The organism is Mesorhizobium sp. M0159, from assembly GCF_040322295.1.
In the GTDB taxonomy this organism is placed as follows: domain Bacteria; phylum Pseudomonadota; class Alphaproteobacteria; order Rhizobiales; family Rhizobiaceae; genus Mesorhizobium.
Genome location: NZ_JAMYTF010000037.1, coordinates 39041 through 55193, shown reverse-complemented (window position 1 = coordinate 55193; position 16153 = coordinate 39041). Strand labels below are relative to the sequence as shown.

Below are 16153 nucleotides of genomic sequence, written 5' to 3'. Positions count from 1 at the left end.
CGGCAGCCCGTTCTCGCCGGCAAGGATGAGGTAGCCGCCTTCGCGAAAGCCGATATCGGCGTCCGCGCCAAACTCTTCCCTGAGCCGCCGGAACAGTTTCAGCGTGAATTGCGACAGCCGGATGTTTTCCGGGATCGAGAACTGCTGGCGGATGGAGGCGCAGGACAGCGTGGTCGCGGCGCGGGAAAATTGCGGGTCGCGCTCGACAAGCGCGATCGAGCCCGAAAACCCTTCCTCGCGCAGATAATAGGCGACCGAGGAGCCGACGATGGCTCCGCCGATGATGATGATGTCGTAGCGCACTTTTTCGCTTCTCCAGTTCTAGGCGCCCGCCGCCACGTGCGCGCGATGCCGGCATCAACCGGCGGGCAGATGCGCCGAGGGCAACAAGCGCGCCTGACGCAAGGCCGCCAGATCAGCCGAGCCGGTACAGAAGCAGGCGACGGCCAACTGGCGGATGACGATCTCGAAATGCGCGACAACCGCCTCGGTGGATATCGTAGCCGCGCGCAGCACGCCGGCCGCCTGCCCGGCGATGTCCGCGCCCAGGCGGATGGCCTTGGCCACGTCGACGCCGTCGCGGATCCCGCCCGACGCGATCAGCTTAACCGTTGGCAGCGCCCGACGTACCGCCTGCACGCTGGCCGGGGTCGGAATCCCCCAATCGGCGAACGCCATCGCCACTGCACGGTCGGCGGCATCGCGGGCGCGCTCGCCCTCCACCGCGGCCCAACTGGTGCCGCCGGCACCGGCGACATCGATCACCGCCACGCCCGCTTCGACGAGCGCACAGGCCACCGAGGCGGACAGGCCCGACCCCACTTCCTTGGCCACGATCGGCACGCCCACGCTGCGCGCGGCGCGAGCGATCTGTGCCAGGACGCCGCGCCAGTCGCGGTCGCCCTCCGGCTGTACTGCTTCGTGCAGCGGATTGAGATGGACGATGAGTCCATCGGCCTCCAGCGCATCCACCGCCCGGCGCGCGAGGTCCAGGCCGTCGGCCTCGCACAGTTGCGCGGCGCCGATGTTGGCCAGCAAGGGAATGTCTGGGGCCAGGCGGCGCAGCGCGCGCGTCAGCCCCTGGGAGTTGCGGGATTGCAGGCTCACGCGTTGCGAACCGACACACATGGCGATCCCCAAGGCTTGCGCTGCCTCGCTCAGATGGCGGTTAATGGCCTCGGCGCGTGGCATGCCGCCGGTCATGGAGCTGATCAGCAGCGGCGCGCGCATGGTCTTGCCCAGCAGCGAGGCGCTGAGGTCGATCTGCGTCAGGTCCAACTCGGGCAATGCGCAGTGTTCGAAACGGATGTACTCCCAGCCGGCGGCCTTGGCCGGCGCCGTTCGCCGATCCAGCACGATGTCAAGGTGGTCGTTCTTGCGCCGGCTCAAGTTGGTGTCGCGCATGCTCGCTCCATCCGGCGCATTGGGCGACGGCGTTGCGTCGGATCGGACCGACGGCAGCGGGCGCAGGCCGCCGCCTCCCGCGCGTTCAGGCCGGCGCACGCTGGCCTCCCCCCGCAGCGTCGCTGCGGTAGCGGCTGGTCGAGGTCTGGTAGTACTGCGCGCGGATGGCCGCCATGGCCTCGATCAACGGTCCCCACGGCGCGGGAAAGCGTTCTTCCGCCATCACCCGGTGCAGCATGCGCGTATGGCCGGCCAGTTCGTCGTTGAGGAACTCTACCACAGGCATAGCCGGATAGAGCTGCAGCAGCAGGATCGCCGCGTTGTCGGCCTCGCCGGCCGACCTGTCCTTTTCGCGTCCATGCAGATCGTTCTGCAAGCGCCCTATCGCGGAGATGAGCCGCAGGACCTGGCGAAACGCCGGACGCGCGCGCAGGGTCGCCATGTCCAGCCCCCACAGCAAGGACAGGCAACAGAACACGTTCGTGTAGGCGATCGAATCGATGCCGTTGTGCAGGTACTCGGCGTAGGACCAGCGTTCCGCCCGCGCCTGCGCGTGTCCGGCGCGCAGCGCCGCGCAGTAGCACCGGGTATCGTCGAGAAGCTGAGCATAGTCGCGACGATCGTAGGCGAGCGCGGCCAGCGAAGCGCGCAGCACAGCGCAGCCCTCGAATCCGGGGAGCGCGCACGGCACGCCCTGCCCCAGCGCCTGCTCCACCGCGGCGAGCTGCTCCGGCGCGATCAGGCCAAGGTCGTTGCAATCGTCGAGCCAGAACAGCAGCGACAGTTCGCGATAGAACGCCACGATCAGCGTTTCGTCCTGCGGATCGCGGCCGGTGCGGGCGCTGGTGTCGCGCAGGCTCTGGTGGATGCGCTGCAGGATGTACTGGCCGCCCCTGACCGCTTCCACGGCATGCTCGTCGGCGAACCCGGTCAGCGAATGCCCCCACTCCAGCACCTGCTGCAGCGCGCGTTCGGTCTGGATCATGGCGCCGCTCCTGCTCCCTCGGCCAGGACGCGCCGCCCCCAACGGAGCGCCAGCCACAACCCGGCGAGTTCGGCCACGCGCACCACCCGGGTGGGGCAATACAGTTCCTTGCCGATCCACAGCGGCGTCTGCGGCAATGCATGCGCCGCATGGCGGGCGAGCATCCACTCCAGCGCACGCGCCACCGCCTGCGCGATGCGCCGGCGCCCTGTCGGCTCTTCGCTCCCGTCCATCACGTGCAACGCGAACAGCGCATAGGCGGTTTCCTCGAATGTGGACGCGCGACCGGCGCCCCAGCCGCCGTCGCCGCGCTGCGCCTGCAGCAGCGCCGCCAGCGCGCGCTCGTCGCGCCACTGGGGCTTGCCTTGCGCCAGCGCAGCGACCGCATGCGCGGTGGGATACAGCCACGAAACGTGCCATTTCTCGTTGTTCCATAGACCGTGCGGGTTGCGATTGGCCTCGACGTAGGCGCTGGTGCCGGCGGCGGGCTTTCCCAACAGTCGCAACGCATGCAGGGCATGGATGTTGGTCGATACCGAGGCATTGCGCTCGCCGGGGAAGGTGACGAACAGCTCGCCGATTTCGAAATGGCGCAGCGCATCGACCGCAGGGTCGCGGCCTGCAAGGCGCAGGACGCATATCGCAACGGCGGTGTCGTCCGCATCGGCCGCGAAGTGCAAGGCCGGGCCCAGACCGCGCACGCCGAGGCGGGCGTGGAGCTGCGCGACGATCACTTGCACTGCCTCGGCGAGCGCGGGATGTGCGAACAGGCCGGCCAGATGCAGGGTGTACAGCGACCAGCATGGCTCGAACACATTGATCGGCCAGACATTGGGAACGACACCTTCGATGCCGGTATGCGTCGCCCGCGATGCCGCCTGCAGATACCCGTCGGCGCGCCCGACCTGCGGCGTTCTTCCCTGTGTCACGGCGTGCGCACGCCACGCGGCGGTGGCCGCCGGACTGATGCCGATGCTGCCGTCGTCATCGGGGCATGCGGTGGCCGGCGACGTCCCCCAGGCTTCCCAGGAGTGCAGCAACGGATGGCCGCTCGGCAACGTCGCCACCGCCCCCAGCTTGACCAGGCGTGCTTGCCGCAACGGCAACAGCGCCGGGTGGCGCGGAAACGCTAAGCCGCCCAGCAAGGATGCGGCCTCGTCGCACAACTGCGGCAGGATCAGCTCCGCGCCGATAGGCGCGTCTTCTGGCACCTCATGCGCGTAGGGATCGGGCTGGCGCCCGATGAACCGGGTTGCAGCCTGGACTGCGTCGGCAGCGCCGGGAAGAGGATCGGCACGCTGCAATGCCAGCAACGCCGCCCACGTGGGCGCATGGCGGAACAGCGGGAAGTCCGCACTTCCCCATCCGCCATCGGCCTGTTGCTGCGCGATGAGCCACCCGTATGCGTCCTGCCGACCGGCGTCGTTGCCGTGGAACTGCAGAGCGCGCGCCGTGTCGTAGACGGACGGACCGATGCTGCCGCCGTCGCTCATCTCGCTGAGCAGGTGGCGCAATTCGGAAAGGATCTGTTCGGACAGCGCGTTCACGCGGGATGTTCCTTCTGCAGACGGTTGAGGAGAACCAGGATCGGGCAGACGCCGCAGACTCGGACACGGTGCAGCATGCACCGCTGCCGCCGGCCGATCGCAGCGGCACAGCGGCGACTCCATGCGGACGGGCGCGCTCATGCGCATGGCGCGTGCTTGAACAGATACGCGTTGGCCCGCTGCAGCATCTGCGCCAACCGTTCCGCACGCGGCCCCAGCGGGGCGATGGCCTCCCCGGCGTCGCGCAACAAATCCAGCGCGAACTGGCGCGCTGCCTGCAGCCCCATGATCGACGCGCAGGTCGGCTTCTGCGCCGCCGCGTCCTTGCCGGGGGTCTTGCCCAGCGTCGCGGTATCCGCTGTCGCGTCGAGAATGTCGTCGATCACCTGCAACGCCAGGCCGAAACAGGCGGTGTACCGATCAAGCGCACAGTACAGCGCAGCGTGCGCGGCATCCTCCGCGATGGAGCATAGCGCGCCCATGCGAACGGACGCGCGCACTAGCGCTCCGCTCTTCATCCGGTGCATCGCCACGATCCTGTCCAGCTCGGCGTGCTTTCCGACCAGCGACAGATCCATGGCCTGCCCGCCTGCGGCACCCTCGGCGGACACGGCCTGCGCCAGTTCGCGCACGAGCGCGATACGGTTGTCGCCCGGCGCATCCAGGCTCGCCAGGGTCAGGAAGGCGTGCGCCTGCAGCGCATCGCCGACCAGGATCGCAGTGGCTTCGCCGAACTTGACGTGCACGGTCGGAAGGCCGCGGCGAAGCACGTCGTCGTCCATCGCGGGCAGGTCGTCGTGGACCAGGGTACAGGCGTGCATCATCTCGATGGCGGCGCCGACATCGTCGAGCATGTGCGCCGGCGTGTCGGCCAGTGCGCCGGCAGCCAGACAGAGCAAGGCGCGGGTGCGCTTCCCGCCATGCAAGGTGGCGTAGCGCATCGCCGCCATCAGCTCTGTCTCACCGTCGTCTTCGGCGCAGAGAAGACGCGCCAGCGCCTGTTCGAGCCGCTTCGCGCCGTCCTGCATCCAGATCTCCGGCAGCAGCCTGCCGGATGCGCCGCGCGCCTGCGCACCCAATCCGCCGAGGGCGGAAACGCCAGTTCGGTCGTCGTGTAGCGTGGAACCGGTCTGCATGTTTTTCATGTCCTTGTACCTGACACGAGATGGCCACGGCGAGCGCCAAGCCGCCGCGGTGTTGCCGGCGTCGCACCGAGCGCGTGCGCTGAGTGCAGCAATGCCGCGCCTCGCCGGCGCCGCTGCCTCGCCACACGGGACATGCGATGCCAGCTCATGAGAAGCCTATGCGGATTGCCATGGACGGATGTGCGGTCGGGTAATAGCGCCGGCCTTTTTCGACGCCGCTCAGCAACTGCGGCCGCACCCCGGCCTTGTGCATTGTCAGCGCCAAGGCGATGCAGAACTGCACCATTTCCAGCCATACCAGGTGGTAGCCGATGCAGACGTGTGGGCCGGTACCGAACTGCAGCATGTCCACCGGCCGGATCGGCTCCGTGCGTTGCAGCCACCGCGCCAGGCGGAACTGATCAGGCGCCTCGTGCAGCAGCGCCGAGGTCGAGAAATGCAGCAGCGGGATGCACAGATGGGTGCCCGCGGGAATGCGCCGTTGGCCGAGTTGCAATTCCTGCAGGGCGCGACGCGGCAGGAGCGTGGTCGCCGGATGCAGGCGCAGCGTCTCCCGGAACAGCGCCTCGGCGACCGGACACTCCGCCAGGTCCGCGTGCCGGGTCGGCACCGCGCCCACGCGTTGCGCCTCCTCGACCAGGGCGTCCCACAGCACAGGCTGCCGCGCCAGTTCGATCACCATCCAGGCCATCGTCGAGGCAGTGGTGTCGTGACCGGCAAGCAGCAGCAAGCGGATATTGGCGACCAGGACGTCATCGGAAAGCGCATCGTCGCTGCGGTCGAAGGCGCTCACCATGTCGTTGATCAACCCGGTGCGCGCGGCATGCGCGCGCGCGTCGCGGACGAACTGGCGCAACTGCGCGTCGATCCAGTCTCGGGCGGCGCGGCCGCGCCGCAAGGGCAGTCCGGGCAGGTCGACCGGGGGCGCGACGATCAACTGCAGCAGTTGCCGGTACTTGCGATGCCATCCCGGCAGGTCCTGCGCGGGGATTCCCATGAGGCTGAAGATGAGCTTGAGCATCAGGTCGCCGGTTTCGCGCAGGATGGTTACGTCGCCGTGGTCGCGCCACGCCTGCACCCGCGCCCAGATGACGGGCGCGAACAGGTCGCCGATGCCGGCCTGGGTCAGCCCCTTGGGCAGGAACGCCGCCTTGATCGCATCGCGCGCCTGCCGGTGCGCGCGGCCGTCCTGGGCAACCAACGTTCCGCCAAGCAATTCGGGCGCGATCTCTTCGATCAGCGCCGAGGACACGTCCTTGTGCCGGAGCAGTGCGAACGCATCCGGATCCACGCAGGTCATCAGGTGTCCAGCAGGGCCGAAATCCAGCCAGAAGTGGCTGCCCAGCGTCCGTTCTGCGCGCTGCAGCAGGCGCGGCAGGTCGCAGACAATGGCGGGAAGATGCCCGACCAGGGGGAAAGCGCCAGGCATGACCGGGATGTCGCATCGCAGCCGGTGCCGACGGTTGAACGGGTTGAGCAGCATGTCCATCAGCAGCGCGCCGCCGCCGCCGATTCGGTGTCGCCGGCAGGGCGCGCGGCGCAGCTGTTGCCACCGTCGGCGTATGTCGGCACATGCGCCAGCATGCCGCCATCGATGCACACGACCTGGCCGGTGATGAACGCAGCATCGTCGGAGAGCAGGAACGCCACGAGCGCGGCCACGTCCTCGGGGCGGCCGACGCGCTGCAGGAGCTGGTGACGGCGCAGATGCAGTTGCATGCACTCGTCCAGCTTGGCGAGGAGACGCTCGGTCATGACGAGACCCGGCGCAACGGCGTTGCAGCGGATCTGCGCATGACCGTATTGGGTGGCGAGCGAAGCCGAGAGCATGTTCATCGCCGCCTTCGACGCGGCGTAGGACGTCTGCGCGGTGTCCCCGCTGAGTCCCTGGCACGACGACATGTTGACGATCGCGCCACCGCCGCGGGCGATCATCCGTGGGATGGCCTGCCGGCAGCAGAGCAGGGTGCCGCGCAGATTGGTCGCCATGGTCTGATCCCAGACCGCCAGGTCCAGGTCGAGGATCGCGCGGTCGCGCGGGGTCAGATGCATGGCGCTCGCATTGTTCACCAGCAGGTCGACCCCCCCGAAGTGCCGCTCCGCCGTCTCGAACAGCGCTGCCACCGCCTGCTCATCGGCGATATCCATGGCTATGGGCAGCGCGTGGCCTGCTTCGGCCGCGATCTGCGCAGTGCAGGCGATGGCCGCCGAGCCATCAATGTCGGCCACCACCACTCTGCCGCCCCCGCGCGCGATGGCGAGAGCGCATGCCTTGCCGATGCCGGCGCCGGCGCCGGTCACCACGGCCACCTTGCCTTCAAACCGTCCCATCGTGTCTCCTAAATTGCATTGGTCTTTCGCGGCATGCCGCTCGGCCTCCGCCGGAGAAGGCGCAGGGTCGGCGCTGGCGCGCTCGTCATGGCCAGCGTCGCTTTCGATGACCCGAATGGCGGCGACCGGGCACTGGTTGGCCGCAAGCCGCACGGCGGCGTGCAGCGCCTGCGGGACCGTCGCCACGCACACTTCGGCCACGCCGTCCGGTTCGCGCTGGCGAAAGGTGCCCGGCAGCGTCAGCACGCACTGCCCGGTAGTTCCGCACAGATCCTGATCGACCAGGACGCGCATCTCAGCCCTCCTGCCCATGCAGCCGCACCGGCAGCGCGCGGAACGTCCTAAGGAACGCGGAGGGCTCCCGGGTCGGCTGCTCGGCCAATGCCAGCGTGGGGAAGCGCGCCTGGATCCGCGGCAGGCTCTCGGCTAACTGCACCCGGGCCAGTTGCGCCCCAAGGCAGAAGTGGATGCCGTGGCCGAAGGTCAGCATGATCTTCCCGTCGATCGACATGCCAGGACTGGTGCCGTAGAACCGCACGGGATCGAAGCGGTCGGGATCGGCGAAGGCGTCCGGGTCGCGATTGCCGGCCGCGATCAGCACGCGCACGTCCGCGTTCTTCGGGATCACCACGCCGCCCAGTTCGATGTCGCGCTGGGCGATACGCGGAATGGAGCTGAACATGGCGGGCGCGTCGTAGCGCAGGGCTTCTTCGACGAATGCCTTCACCCCCACGGCATCTCCCCTCAGCCAGTGCCGCTGTTCGGGATGCGCCAGCATCGCCAGGACCGCATGGCCGATGGCCGCGGCAGTGGTGGCGAAGCCGCCCAGCAGCATGCCCCAGAGCATGCTGATCAATTCCGCATCCGACAGCATCTCGGCATCGTCGTCGTGTGCGCCGACCAGCATTGACACGATGTCGTGGCGGGAATCGGTGCGCTTGCGCTGTATGAGGTCGCCGAAGTAGGCCTGCACCCTGGCGCTGGCCGCGTCCCCCGCAGCGAGTTGGGGATCGCTGGCGTGCGGGCTCAGGCCTTCCAGAATGGCGCTGATGCCGGTGACGAGCCCGAGAATGTCGTCCCGGGGCATGCCGAACAGTTCGCCGAAAACCAGCATGGGCAAGGCCAGCGCGAATTCCCGATGCAGGTCCACCGCCTCCCCGCGCTCCAGCGAGGGCGCCATGCCGTCCAGGCGCGCTGCGACGATGCGAGCGATGGTCGGCCTCAGGTTGTCGATCTGGCCCATGGTGAAATCGCGCGAGATCAGCCGGCGCAGACGCGTATGCGTCGGTGGTTCCTTCATCGCTAGCGTGGACGCCAGCAGATTGAGTGACAGGCTGGTCGCCGCACGCGGGAAATAGCGCGCCAGTTCGCCCGGCGCCGGTCCCCGAAAAGCATCGCCCGTGGCCTTGAGCGCCCAGTAGATGTCGGCGTGGCGGCTCAACAGAAAGAGGCCCGACGCCGCGCGATGCACCGGATCGTGCTCGCGCAACCACCGCATGAACGGATACGGGTCGTGGATGCACGCTGGCGACGCCAGTTCGGCGAAGGCGTCCCGGCATGCTGCCGTGGTTTCTTGCACGTCCATCTTGGTTACCTGTTGGCTGGCTGATCGGACCGGCGCGCCAGGCGCGCCGGCAAATTGCGTAGAAGATCGCGATTCCCGGCGTCCGCATCACCAGAGCACCGGGAACTCCTCGAACCCGCCAGTGATGATCTCCTTGCGCAACTTCAGTTCTTCGGGCGCTACGGCCAGGCGCAGCGCGGGAAAGCGCTGGAAGATCGAACCGAACACCACCTTGAGTTCCAGCCTGGCCAGCGCCGCGCCGATGCAGTAGTGCGGCCCGTAGGAGAACGCCAGGTGCGGGTTTTCGTCGCGTCCGATGTCGAAGATTTCCGGGTCGTCGAAATGGCGCGCATCGAACGATGTCGCCGGCAGGCCGACAAGCACCTTGCTCTCCGCAGGAATATCCACGCCCGCGATGGTCACGTCGGTCCTCGGGTAGCGCATGATGCCGTCCCAGCCCGCGCCCGGCGGGTACATGCGCAGGATTTCCTCCACCGCCTTGTCCACCAGGGATGGATCGCCGACCAGGCGTTCGCGCTGTTGCGGATGGCGGAACATGGCCAGCAGGCCGAATTCGATCTGCGCGACGGTGCTCTCGTGCCCCGCCACCAGCATGCCCGTCGCCAGGCCGATCGCCTCTTCCTCTGTCGCCTTGCCCTGGTCGACCGCCGCGAGCAGATCCGTCAGGAGGTTGTCGCCAGGATCCTGGCGCTTGTCCCGCATCTTGCCGCGAATGTAGGCGCGCAGTTCTTCCCAGGCCAAGCGCGACGCGCTGCGCGGGCCGCTTTCATGCTGGTGCGTCATCACCTCGTCGGACAGCCCGGCGAAAAAGGCGTGATCCTCGTAGAGCACGCCCATCAGCGCGCTGATGACCATGGCCGGAAGTGGAAAGGAGAGGTGGCGCCGCAGGTCGGCGGGCTGGGGCTGGGCCGCCAGTGTCTCGAACAACTGCGCGGCGATCACCTCGACCTGCTGCGCGAGCAGCTTCACCCTGCGGTTGCTGAAGGCCGGCGCCACGATCGTGCGTAACCGGGCATGCTCGCCCCCCTCGTGCGAGACCAACCACCCCGGCGATCCGAGAATCACCGAATCCGGGGTGAATGCCGACGGCGGCATTCCCGAGGGCCGGAACGCCGCGTCGGACAGCACCGCCTTGGCTTCATCGTAGCCTGTCACCCACCAGCCTTCGTGCCCGGACGGGAAGCGCACGCGGTGGATCGGACCGTTGGCGCGTTGCGCCAACATCTCGGGCGAGGGCTCGATGTGATCGACGCGCCACATCGGCAGCGTCGGCAAGGGTTGTTCGGACATGGTGGCACTTGATCTCTAAGCGATGGAAGGGCGGAAGGTGACCGGCAGGCGCTGCGGGCAGCGAAGGGCTAGGAAGGCATGTAGACGACGTCCTCCGCAGCGTAGCCCGATTCGATTATCAAGGTCGGCCAACGTGTAACTGCCTAGGCATACCGCGCGGCGAGATGCAGAACGTTATCCTGCGCCTTCGAGTTCAGGATAAGGCGAGTGTGGCGGGCCTTTGAGTCGCAGCCGGCCATCAAAATTTCCTGCGCAAGGGTCGACAAGGGCGGCGAGCCTGTTTGGTAGGGGGCGGTTTCGCCGAGGCCCCATCTGATGCGGATTTGACATTTTGCTTTTCTTTCTTCGTTCCATCGATCGCGGTGCCATCCACGAAATGAAGGTCGGTCGGCAGCTCCCGGCCCGCAACGAAGGAGCTTCAAAACTCGTGCCAATTTGGCCGACCCAGCAGAAGAAAAAAATTGTGATTGCTTTTCAGTGGGTTACCCTGAGGCCAGACAAGAGCTCGGCGAAATAGGCCGCTGTCGCGGACCAACAAAGGCGACAGAACAGTGTCGGATAGTTCGCCTCGGCGACCTTTCGGTCGGGCTTGCGACATTCTGGTCCAGTTTCGAACATAAGAGGGTTGCAAATAGGACTCGCTTGGAGAATTCGATTCTCACGGAATCAGGGCGCTTGCCGAAGAGCGCACGCTCATGGTTGCTGCGACAGGCGCGTGTTCGCGATAGCCGTGCCTCCGCACGCAAGAACACGCTAGCGGCACACGCTACGCAATCGCTGCAGTGCCCGCCGGTGTGAGGTAGTGCATCGGCTCGGCTTCCGGTTCGTCTTTGCCCAGCCGGGGCGGAAGCGCCGAATATCCGCACCATACAGCACCGTTGTTGAGTGTGGTGACGAGGCGGTTATAGCGCGCGCCCGATCTTGGCGAAGACACGGCCTCCGAGAAAAAGGGGGCGGTCCAAAAGCATCTCTATTTGAAATGGCACGTCGCTTGCTGCTCCTGGTTAGAGCCCATCAAATCACGATGAAAGCGACTTGCGCCATGCCCGACACGCGAAGCTCTAGACCGTGGCCTGAGGAGACGGTGCCCGTTCCCGCTGAACATCGGTACATCATCTCCTCCGGAGGTCCCTCCTCGGCAGCCGATTTGCGCACGGCTGGTCCGATGCCGGCACGCCAACACATGGCGCTCGCGCAACTGCCGTTTACCGGTTCTGATCAGCATCTGAGTGCCCAAGAGCCCCATCAAAGAGCCACCGAAGCCAAGGTCGGCAGGTCACTGGCAAATATCGACAATACGCCGAACCAGCTCAGTAACGCGGGGCTCTTGCGGAAAGTCACATTTGAGGCCTCCACATGCTTCCGATATTGGCTACTTCGGGCCCGCTATCACTTTTTCCCGGGCACGAGCGCGAGCGATGGATGCCGCTTCCGGCGCCATAGCCGTGGAAAGATTGCCCCAGCGGCTCGACAGCCTCCAGTTGCTCAGATCGATGGCGTTCGGGTGACGAAGACCAGCAGCCAAGACGTTCCCCTACATCGGGATGGAAAAAGGAGGGGGCGAGCCGCGAGGGCCTCATTTCATGCCCGGCATACGAGCCTTTGCTCGGTATTGCGCCAGCCTCTGCCAGAATCCGGCGCGCCAGTTTTTTCCTGAGGAGCAAGTTGATGACCGTTCAAAAGAAGGTTCCCTTCGTCACCTTTCTCACGCGTGTTCGCGATGAGTCAGTCCAGGGCCCAAATCCATATCGCTGGGAAGAAAAGACATCTGACGACTACTTTGCCGGCAAGCGCGTCATCCTGTTCTCGCTGCCTGGCGCCTTCACTCCGACCTGCTCGACGTACCAACTGCCCAATTTCGAAGAGCTCTATGATGAGTTTGAGAAGGAGGGAATTGACGCGATTTACTGCGTCTCCGTCAACGATGCCTTCGTCATGAATGCGTGGGGGAAGTCCTTGGGCCTGCAGAAGGTCGAGCTCATCCCCGATGGCTCAGGCGAGTTCACACGCAAGATGGGCATGCTGGTCGCCAAGGACAATCTCGGCTTCGGGATGCGCTCCTGGCGCTACGCCGCCCTGATCAACAATGGCGTGGTGGAGCAGTGGTTTGAGGAGGAAGGTTTCTCCGACAACTGCGAGGCCGACCCCTATGGCGTCTCATCCCCGCAAAACGTTCTCGAAACGCTGAAAGCCGCCGCATGACCTAGAAAACGTCTCACTGGTGCCATTGCCCGCCCCAAGAGGCTCCCTCGACAGGATTATCGCGCTCACCATGCAATCCTCAGCAAGCCTGCTTCAGCGCCAGAAGCAATCCATGGTCGCATCGCCTCAACTCATTGAGTCGATTCGCTTGCTGCAACTGGCGCATACTGAACTGCATCAGTTCGTGGAGCGGGAAATCGAGAAGAACCCGCTCTTGGAATCTGCGTCAAACGATGGCGGGCCTTTTGGCGATGTTTCGATTTCGGGAGCGGATCAGCGTGTCGGCCCACGCGCAAACGCCGTTCACGGATCGACCGGGGCCGGGTCGCCTGAACGGCTCGGGCAATGGAAATCACTTCGCAACACGACCAACAACCCGCCGGGTAATGGCCCTTCCCTCGACGAGTTTGCCACCCTCGCCGAAACATTGCACGACCATGTCGCTCGTCAGATCGCCCTCACTGCGTTCACACCACAGGAGCGGCTGATCGCTGGCCAGCTTGCCGCCGATCTGGAAGACACTGGCTATCTTCGGGCCAACCTTTTGGAGCTGGCCGAGAGCCTGAATGTCCGGGAGACTGATGTGGAACGGGTTCTCGGAACCTTGCAGCACTTTGATCCACCGGGAATTTTTGCGCGAACACTCAGAGAATGCCTCGAGATCCAGTTGCGCCAGCGAGACCGGTTCGACCCGGCAATGGCAGCTTTGGTTGCCAATCTTGAAATGCTTGCGCGACGCGATTTTCAGGCGCTGAAGCAGCATTGCGGCGTCGATGAAGACGACCTTCTCGACATGATGCATGAGATTCGTGCGCTCGATCCCAAGCCTGGAAACCAGTTCCAATCCGGTGCGTGTGAATCAATCATACCCGACGTCTGGGTCACGCCCTCGCCGGAAGGCGGATGGCAGATCGAACTTGATCCGGCCACACTGCCCAAGCTGCTGATCAACCAAACCTACTATGCTGAAGTCTCGCGTCACACTGTCCAAAATTCGAAAGATCAAGCATTTCTCAACGAATGCCTGCAAAACGCGAACTGGCTGATCCGCAGCCTCGATCAGCGCGCCAAGACGATTCTTAAGGTTGCGGCTGAAATCGTGCGCCAGCAGGATGCCTTTTTGGAACATGGCGTCGCCCACCTGCGGCCTCTCAATCTCAGAACCGTCGCTGACGCGATCGGCGTGCACGAGTCGACGGTAAGCCGGGTGACCTCGAACAAGTACATGCTTACCCCGCGCGGAGTCTTCGAACTCAAGTATTTTTTCACCGTCGCGATCGCGTCCTGCCAAGGCGGCGATGCGCACTCCGCCGAAGCTGTCCGCCATCGGATCAAAGCGATAATTGCCGCAGAATCTCCCGGCGACGTGCTTTCCGACGATGACATCGCTGTCCGGCTGAAGGAAACCGGCATCGATGTTGCGCGCCGCACCGTCACAAAATATCGCGAAGCAATGAACATCCCCTCCTCCGTGCAACGCCGCCGCGAAATGCGCTTGTGTCTTTAATGTGGGTCAAGGCAGCCAACCTCATGTTGCAGTGCATCCAAAGTGGAGACTTCGTTCATGACCCGATCCGCGGCAGGCGTGATGGACGCTGTTCTGCACGACCCAGAAAAGCCCGACCAACCGTCTGGTCCCGGATGGGGTGCGGTCATTTCGCTTTCCTTGGGCACCTTCGGGCTGGTGACGGCAGAGTTTCTGCCTGTCAGCCTCCTCACGCCCCTCGCGAATGATCTCGGTGTCACCGAGGGTGCGGCTGGACAGGCGATGACGGCGACCGCTATCGTCGGGGCGATCTCGGCGCCGACTGTGGCCATCATCACAAAGCGCCTGGACCGCAGGATCGTCATGTGGGCGATGACGCTGCTGCTGATCCTGTCGGACGTTCTGGCGGCCGGCGCGTGGTCGCTGGCGGTACTTCTGACGGCACGCGTCGTGCTCGGCATAGCGCTCGGAGGCTTCTGGTCGATGTCGGCAGCAGTGGCGATGCGGCTCGTTCCAAGCCACCTCCTGCCGCGCGCCATATCGATCATCCTCACCGGCGTTTCCGTCGCTACCGTTTGCGCAGCTCCAATCGGCGCTTATGTCGGCGATATCTGGGGATGGCGAAGCGCCTTCATGCTCGCCGCAGTCGTCGGCGCCGCGACACTGCTGGTGCAACTCATAACCATTCCGAGGCTGCCTCCGGTTGGAGTGGCTAGCTTCCGCAGCCTGCTGGATGTGGCCAAGATTCCGATGATCAAGGTCGCGCTTTTGGTCGTCCTGCTGGTCGCTTCCGGCCACTTCGCCGGCTTCACCTATATCCGCGCCTTCCTCGAGAAGGTTCCCGCGCTGGATGTCGAGACGATCTCGCTTGTGTTGCTTGCTTTTGGCATCGGCGGATTCTTCGGCAATTTGGCCGGCGGGCTGCTGGCCGAGTACAGTCTCAAGGCAGTCGCGGCCCTTGCACCGCTGCTCATAGCGATAGCCGCTGTTTCGCTGCTGACGGCGGGAGCATCGGCCTCCGCCTCGGCGGTTGCGGTTGCCGCGTGGGGCTTTGCCTTCGGCGCAGTGCCGGTGGGATTGCAGACGTGGATGGTGTGGCGCGCCGCTCCCGAGCAGGCCGAAAGCGCGGGTGTGCTGATGGTCGTAGCGTTCCAAGTGGCAATCGCAGGCGGCGCGATTTTCGGCGGACTATTGGTGGACAATGCCGGGATTACCAGTGCCATTGCCTACAGTGCTGTTGCCACGTTCCTCGCTGCCCTGACAGTGTTCCTGCTCGGCCCGAAGCGGGAAACCTAGAGCAGCGTATGGCGACCTTCGCCGCCAGACACGCGAACCTCGCTGGCACCGGTTTCCACTTGGCGACGATGAGCGCTGCCAGCGCGTTGCTGGCGGTCATATCCTTGACGACAAGCCGGCATTCTGGGCGAGCGACAGCTACGCGCCGGCCATGCCCGTCAGAACGCCGGTGAAGATGCCGCACGATAGCGCAGCCAGGTCGCGAAATGCCAGTGGTGTCAACGGCGGCCGGATTATCGTCGACCGCGCGAAGCCCTAGGCCGACGCGGGTGCTAAACAGCACCAATCAGGGAGATGGCATCATCAGGACGCGACATAGACCAGCAGTGAATGGCCGGTAGATCAGCTCGGGATAGACCAGCCGGAGCACCGGCACGCCGCGCACCCCTTCGGTAACCATCCGGTCTGGGCCGGTCTGGGCCGCGGCAGACGCGTGATTTGTGCTAGACTGGGCGGATGGAGATCGACACGGACAAGATCGATGATGCGGTCTTGGCGCTGCTTTGGCTGACGCTGCACAATGAACGATGCGCCTGGAAGAGCTTTGATTGGGATGTGACGGATCGGCTGCATCGGAAGGGGCTGATTGCAGACCCTGTGAACAAGGCGAAGTCCTTGGTCCTGACCGACGAAGGTCTTCAGCGGTCGGAGGAACTGTTCCGCGCGCTGTTCACGCGGCCGAGGCCATAAGGATCTGGCGGGGCTGCCAATTCCACGGAAGCAGTTCATGAAGCCGGTTCTGCGGCGTATCGGCGACGCGGGTGAGGACGTCGGCCAGCCAGGCCTGCGGATCGACGTCGTTGAGCTTCGCCGTTTATGCCGACCGCCAAACTATGCCGAGCGCCTCTTCCGATCATGGCGGTATGAAGCGCTTTGCCCGCC

13 protein-coding genes and 4 pseudogenes are annotated in these 16153 nt (G+C 65.3%); 4 read left to right on the top strand and 13 right to left on the bottom strand.

Translation table 11 applies throughout. The annotated features are described in order from the left end of the window. From NKJ32_RS26900 to nifH, 11 genes and pseudogenes are all read right to left on the bottom strand, one after another. On the bottom strand, positions 1-303 hold a 303-nt coding region (locus tag NKJ32_RS26900), incomplete at its 3' end, for an FAD-dependent oxidoreductase (RefSeq protein WP_352829400.1). 54 nt (positions 304-357) lie between these two features. Continuing rightward, positions 358-1404 carry a type 2 isopentenyl-diphosphate Delta-isomerase gene (fni, locus tag NKJ32_RS26895; protein ID WP_352829398.1) on the bottom strand — a complete coding sequence of 349 codons (1047 nt, stop codon included), beginning with the start codon at positions 1402-1404 and terminating at the stop codon, positions 358-360. An 85-nt stretch (positions 1405-1489) separates the two neighbouring features. Continuing rightward, complete coding sequence (locus NKJ32_RS26890; protein ID WP_352829396.1) at positions 1490-2389, bottom strand: terpene synthase family protein; 900 nt, start codon at positions 2387-2389, stop codon at positions 1490-1492. Then, positions 2386-3936 carry a hypothetical protein gene (locus tag NKJ32_RS26885; protein ID WP_352829394.1) on the bottom strand — a complete coding sequence of 517 codons (1551 nt, stop codon included), beginning with the start codon at positions 3934-3936 and terminating at the stop codon, positions 2386-2388. Before NKJ32_RS26885 ends, NKJ32_RS26890 begins: the two co-directional genes overlap by 4 nt. 137 nt (positions 3937-4073) lie before the next feature. After that, positions 4074-5072 (bottom strand): polyprenyl synthetase family protein, encoded by a 999-nt coding sequence (locus tag NKJ32_RS26880; protein ID WP_352829408.1) that lies wholly within the window; start codon positions 5070-5072, stop codon positions 4074-4076. 154 nt (positions 5073-5226) lie between these two features. Further along, positions 5227-6570 carry a cytochrome P450 gene (locus NKJ32_RS26875; protein ID WP_352829393.1) on the bottom strand — a complete coding sequence of 448 codons (1344 nt, stop codon included), beginning with the start codon at positions 6568-6570 and terminating at the stop codon, positions 5227-5229. Beyond that, positions 6570-7412, bottom strand: coding sequence for an SDR family oxidoreductase (locus tag NKJ32_RS26870; protein ID WP_352829406.1), 843 nt, complete (start codon positions 7410-7412; stop codon positions 6570-6572). The genes NKJ32_RS26875 and NKJ32_RS26870 overlap by 1 nt, the downstream gene beginning before the upstream one ends. Before the next feature lie 168 nt (positions 7413-7580). Then, a pseudogene (locus NKJ32_RS26865) lies at positions 7581-7706 on the bottom strand (ferredoxin); the annotation flags it as partial. 1 nt (position 7707) lies between these two features. Beyond that, the gene (locus tag NKJ32_RS26860) at positions 7708-8997 is read right to left on the bottom strand and encodes a cytochrome P450 (protein WP_352829391.1); all 1290 of its coding nucleotides are present in this window, start codon (positions 8995-8997) and stop codon (positions 7708-7710) included. Between the two features lie 87 nt (positions 8998-9084). Further along, entirely contained in the window at positions 9085-10287 is a 1203-nt protein-coding gene (locus NKJ32_RS26855; RefSeq protein ID WP_352829389.1) for a cytochrome P450, read from the bottom strand. A 152-nt stretch (positions 10288-10439) separates the two neighbouring features. After that, a pseudogene (gene nifH / locus NKJ32_RS26850) lies at positions 10440-10547 on the bottom strand (nitrogenase reductase); the annotation flags it as partial. Between the two features lie 1408 nt (positions 10548-11955). Between nifH and NKJ32_RS26845 the strand changes: the two are divergent. The 3 genes from NKJ32_RS26845 (at position 11956) to NKJ32_RS26835 (ending at position 15271) form a co-directional block, all read left to right on the top strand. After that, on the top strand, positions 11956-12489 hold the full coding sequence (locus NKJ32_RS26845; RefSeq protein ID WP_352466644.1) for a peroxiredoxin: 534 nt from the start codon (positions 11956-11958) through the stop codon (positions 12487-12489). 70 nt (positions 12490-12559) lie between these two features. Next, positions 12560-13996, top strand: a complete 1437-nt coding sequence (gene rpoN, locus NKJ32_RS26840) for an RNA polymerase factor sigma-54 (RefSeq protein ID WP_352829388.1) — start codon at positions 12560-12562, stop codon at positions 13994-13996. 57 nt (positions 13997-14053) lie between these two features. Next, positions 14054-15271: an MFS transporter gene (locus tag NKJ32_RS26835; protein ID WP_352829386.1), complete on the top strand. Its 1218-nt coding sequence runs from the start codon at positions 14054-14056 to the stop codon at positions 15269-15271. A 25-nt stretch (positions 15272-15296) separates the two neighbouring features. On the opposite strand, the pseudogene NKJ32_RS26830 reads toward NKJ32_RS26835, so the two are convergent. Further along, positions 15297-15662: pseudogene (locus tag NKJ32_RS26830) on the bottom strand (ABC transporter permease subunit); the annotation flags it as partial. A gap of 65 nt (positions 15663-15727) precedes the next feature. Between NKJ32_RS26830 and NKJ32_RS26825 the strand changes: the two are divergent. After that, positions 15728-15961: a DUF6429 family protein gene (locus NKJ32_RS26825; protein ID WP_128204748.1), complete on the top strand. Its 234-nt coding sequence runs from the start codon at positions 15728-15730 to the stop codon at positions 15959-15961. Here NKJ32_RS26825 and NKJ32_RS26820 read toward each other — a convergent pair. After that, a pseudogene (locus NKJ32_RS26820) lies at positions 15942-16085 on the bottom strand (transposase domain-containing protein); the annotation flags it as partial. The gene NKJ32_RS26825 and the pseudogene NKJ32_RS26820 sit on opposite strands and share 20 nt — an antisense overlap. Positions 16086-16153: the final 68 nt, after the last annotated feature.

Excerpts from the sequence above, each read along its gene's own strand:
- fni (WP_352829398.1), bottom strand. The coding sequence starts at position 1,404 with ATGCGCGACACCAACTTGAGCCGGCGCAAGAACGACCACCTTGACATC.
- NKJ32_RS26890 (WP_352829396.1), bottom strand. The coding sequence starts at position 2,389 with ATGATCCAGACCGAACGCGCGCTGCAGCAGGTGCTGGAGTGGGGGCAT.
- NKJ32_RS26880 (WP_352829408.1), bottom strand. The coding sequence starts at position 5,072 with ATGCAGACCGGTTCCACGCTACACGACGACCGAACTGGCGTTTCCGCC.
- NKJ32_RS26875 (WP_352829393.1), bottom strand. The coding sequence starts at position 6,570 with ATGGACATGCTGCTCAACCCGTTCAACCGTCGGCACCGGCTGCGATGC.
- NKJ32_RS26870 (WP_352829406.1), bottom strand. The coding sequence starts at position 7,412 with ATGGGACGGTTTGAAGGCAAGGTGGCCGTGGTGACCGGCGCCGGCGCC.
- NKJ32_RS26860 (WP_352829391.1), bottom strand. The coding sequence starts at position 8,997 with ATGGACGTGCAAGAAACCACGGCAGCATGCCGGGACGCCTTCGCCGAA.
- NKJ32_RS26855 (WP_352829389.1), bottom strand. The coding sequence starts at position 10,287 with ATGTCCGAACAACCCTTGCCGACGCTGCCGATGTGGCGCGTCGATCAC.
- NKJ32_RS26845 (WP_352466644.1), top strand. The coding sequence starts at position 11,956 with ATGACCGTTCAAAAGAAGGTTCCCTTCGTCACCTTTCTCACGCGTGTT.
- rpoN (WP_352829388.1), top strand. The coding sequence starts at position 12,560 with ATGCAATCCTCAGCAAGCCTGCTTCAGCGCCAGAAGCAATCCATGGTC.
- NKJ32_RS26835 (WP_352829386.1), top strand. The coding sequence starts at position 14,054 with ATGACCCGATCCGCGGCAGGCGTGATGGACGCTGTTCTGCACGACCCA.
- NKJ32_RS26825 (WP_128204748.1), top strand. The coding sequence starts at position 15,728 with ATGGAGATCGACACGGACAAGATCGATGATGCGGTCTTGGCGCTGCTT.